Origin of the sequence: Mesobacillus sp., from assembly GCF_047739415.1 — a bacterium.
In the GTDB taxonomy this organism is placed as follows: Bacteria; Bacillota; Bacilli; order Bacillales; family Cytobacillaceae; genus Mesobacillus.
Window position 1 is genome coordinate 1 of record NZ_JBIQOE010000190.1, and the last position, 3,271, is coordinate 3,271.

6 protein-coding genes are annotated in these 3,271 nt (G+C 40.2%); all 6 read left to right on the plus strand.

Annotated elements, in window-relative coordinates:
- Window positions 1–120: 120 nt before the first annotated feature.
- Window positions 121–264, plus strand: coding sequence for a hypothetical protein (locus ACH0QE_RS15105; RefSeq protein ID WP_415801419.1), 144 nt, complete (start codon window positions 121–123; stop codon window positions 262–264).
- Window positions 265–691: 427 nt separating this feature from the next.
- Window positions 692–1,141: an NUDIX hydrolase gene (locus ACH0QE_RS15110; RefSeq protein WP_415801420.1), complete on the plus strand. Its 450-nt coding sequence runs from the start codon at window positions 692–694 to the stop codon at window positions 1,139–1,141.
- A gap of 10 nt (window positions 1,142–1,151) precedes the next feature.
- Window positions 1,152–1,658, plus strand: a complete 507-nt coding sequence (locus tag ACH0QE_RS15115; protein ID WP_415801421.1) for a hypothetical protein — start codon at window positions 1,152–1,154, stop codon at window positions 1,656–1,658.
- A 12-nt stretch (window positions 1,659–1,670) separates the two neighbouring features.
- Complete coding sequence (locus ACH0QE_RS15120; RefSeq protein WP_415801422.1) at window positions 1,671–2,147, plus strand: NUDIX hydrolase; 477 nt, start codon at window positions 1,671–1,673, stop codon at window positions 2,145–2,147.
- A 98-nt stretch (window positions 2,148–2,245) separates the two neighbouring features.
- On the plus strand, window positions 2,246–2,608 hold the full coding sequence (locus tag ACH0QE_RS15125; protein ID WP_415801423.1) for a cupin: 363 nt from the start codon (window positions 2,246–2,248) through the stop codon (window positions 2,606–2,608).
- An 18-nt stretch (window positions 2,609–2,626) separates the two neighbouring features.
- Window positions 2,627–3,163, plus strand: coding sequence for a GrpB family protein (locus ACH0QE_RS15130; RefSeq protein WP_415801424.1), 537 nt, complete (start codon window positions 2,627–2,629; stop codon window positions 3,161–3,163).
- Window positions 3,164–3,271: the final 108 nt, after the last annotated feature.

Below are 3,271 nucleotides of genomic sequence, written 5' to 3' on the forward strand. Positions count from 1 at the left end.
CCGTTACATCTATATCTGGATTCCGATGGTTAGCCTTATAATAGTGACTGCTGTATTTATTAGAAAGCAGTCCGGGAATTGACATGATGATGGACAGAAAGAGTGAGATTGAGGGGAGAAGTGTCCGATTTAGATGTGATGACAGAAAGAGCAAGATTGAAGGAGAAAGTGTCCGTCATAGACATGATGACGGACAGAAAAAGCGGGAATGAGGGGGAAAGTGTCCGTCATAGACATGATGAAGGACAGAAAGAGCGAGATTGAGGGAGAAAGTGTCCGTCATAAACGTGATGAAGGACAGAAAGAGCAAGATTGAAGGAGAAAGTGTCCGTCATAGACATGATGACGGACAGAAAGAGCAAGATTGAAGGAGAAAGTGTCCGTCATAGACATGATGACGGACAGAAAGAGCAAGATTGAAGGAGAAAGTGTCCGTCATGGACGTGATGACGGACAGAAAGAGCGAGATTGAGAGAAAAAGTGTCCGTCATGGACGTGATGACGGATAGAAAGAACGAAATTGGGGTAAGAAGTGTCCAGCATGTTTGATTTTAAAAGTGATAATACGTGGATATTGCTGGGGAGCGTTCGTTTAAAGAGTCGCTTTTTTATTTTTGGTAAAAAGAAGGAAATAAGCTGCTTCTGTCGAATTCTGTTTACCTAGAAAATTTATACTTATCAGGGAGGAAATATGGGATACATAGAGGATTTACGGAAGGATATTGGGCATCAGCCTTTGATCCTGGTTGGTGTTGCAGTGGCAGTCATCAATGAACAGGGAGAGTTTTTACTGCAGAAACGTCATGATGGTCAATGGGGTGTTCCCGGCGGGTTTATGGAGTTAGGTGAATCTACTGAAGAAGCTGGCAGAAGAGAAGTATTCGAGGAAACTGGCCTGGAAATTGGCCAGTTAAATCTGGTTGGTGTTTTTTCGGGTAAGCAGCACCATGTAAAGCTGCCAAATGGAGATGAGTTTTATCCAGTTACTGTTGCTTATGTATCAAAAGAAATCCTTGGTGGAGTACTCAAAGCGGATGGCATTGAAACAACCGAAGCTCGCTTTTTCAGTGTGAGTGAGTTGCCTGACCAGCTTAATCCTTTAATCAAGAATCTAATGACGCAATTTACGGTACAGGTTTAAGGATTTTTGCATGCATAAAAGAGTGAAGAAAAAGTTAGTTAGTTTGTATACGGGTGAATTGTTTGCTGTTTTCACTTTTGCTCTTATATGGATTCTGTATATTCAGCTTTTTGAATGGTCAGTTCCTTACTTAACCTCCTATCCGTCGGTATACGCGTTTGCCCTGCTGGAATTTATTTTGCTGCAGGGAAGCTATTACTGGTATTTAAAGCTAAAACAGATTCAACAAAATGATTTTACACCTCTGCCTGGTCGTCAGTTAAAAGTTTTTGCGAATTTTAAAAGGCTGAATACCGGGTTAATCGTAATAGGTATGTTTGTATTAATCTATCAAATCATCAGCAAACCAATTGAATTGTATTGGTTTATTTTTGTCTTTCTTTTTGCTGTAATCGAACATATTAACTACTACTACGTTCGCCTATCCTATCAAACGATAGAAGAAATAAAGGAATTAAAGCGGCAAAAGGGCTTCCGGAAATCAAGATTGGCAAAAGAACTAGATAGCTTAAAATGAGGAGGACGAACAATGGATGCGACTTTTTATATGGAAAAGGCTGTGTTTAACTATCGGGTAGCGGCGATTATGATCGTGGACAATCATGTACTAATACATAAACAGGCGAAGGACGAGCACTGGGCGTTGCCAGGAGGCAGGGTCGAGCTTCAGGAAGACTCACAGACAAGCATTGTCAGAGAAATAAAAGAAGAGTTAGGGATAGATGTAAAGGTGGACCGGCTGTTCTGGTTCACTGAGAACTTCTTTGACTACAACAATAAGAATTATCATGAAATCGGCTTGTATTATAAAGTTTCCCCACTAAATGGCAGCTTCAACTTCCACAAAGAAGAGTTCTTTGGAGAAGAAGGTGAACGGTTGATTTATCAGTGGGTGCCGATCAGCAGCCTTGAAAAAATCAAGATATATCCCGAGTTTATCAGGACATCTTTGAGTGAATTGCCAGATGCTCCACAGCATCTAATAGTTAAGCAATATAGTATTTGAGGTTAAGCCAATGCTAGCAAAAGTACGCTTCATAATGCATCACTAATGTCTTTTGGACAAACTTAGAAATAATGAAAATGGATTTTGAGGTGGAAAAAGTGGAATTCTACAGCTTCAATAAAAACAACGGAATGAAAATAACCAAGTTCGATTCAGACTTTGTGATGTCACGAATAGTAAGAACGACTAATGCCACTCATATTGGTTTTATGTACCTGGAACCAAACGGGATCATCGGGCATCACCAGGCAACAATGCCGCAGCTTTTATTGGTGGTAAACGGTGAAGGCCATGTAAGAGGAAAGTCCGAAGGCTATTTTAAAGTTGAGCCTGGTACCGCGATTTTCTGGAAAAAAGGTGAATGGCATGAAACGAAAACGGAAGCTGGACTAACTGCAGTCGTCATTGAGAGTGAAGAGTTAAATCCATCAGCTTATATGCCGCTTGCTCACGACGAATAATCCAGGGGAGTTGATTCAATGAGGTTAGGCCTGAAGAAGGACGAAGTTAGGCTTGATGTTTATAACTCTGAGTGGCGTAACGAATTTGACAGGGTGAAAAACGTGATCATCGAAAATACAAATATAGTAGATCATAGAATTGAGCACATAGGGAGCACCGCGATCAAAGGAATGGATGCCAAACCGATAATTGATATCCTGGTCGGAGTTGATGACATTTCAAATTTTGATGAAGGGATCGTCAGCGGATTGAAGAACATCGGATTTTTAAGGCTGAAAGTTCAACGTCCAGGTGAAATCGTATTCGCAAGGTTTACCGATGAAACATATATGGTAAAGACGCAATTCATTCATTTAGTGAAGTACAAAGAGGAATTGTGGAACAATCTTGTGTTTTTTAGAGATTACTTGAACTCAAATGAGGATGCCAGGTTGGAATATTTAAAGGTGAAGAAGGATTATCTTGAAAAGTCTTCCACTGGTGTCAATGAATACACCGACCATAAGGCAGCTTTTGTTAAAAGGATTTTTAATTTAAGAGTAAAAGGAGTCTAATACGCTAATCGAAGGGTTGGTAAAAGTGAAGTTGTTGTATACGGAAACTGAAAGGCTCGTTTTACGCCCATTTAAGGCAGAAGACTATCATAATTGGTATCAGCAGTT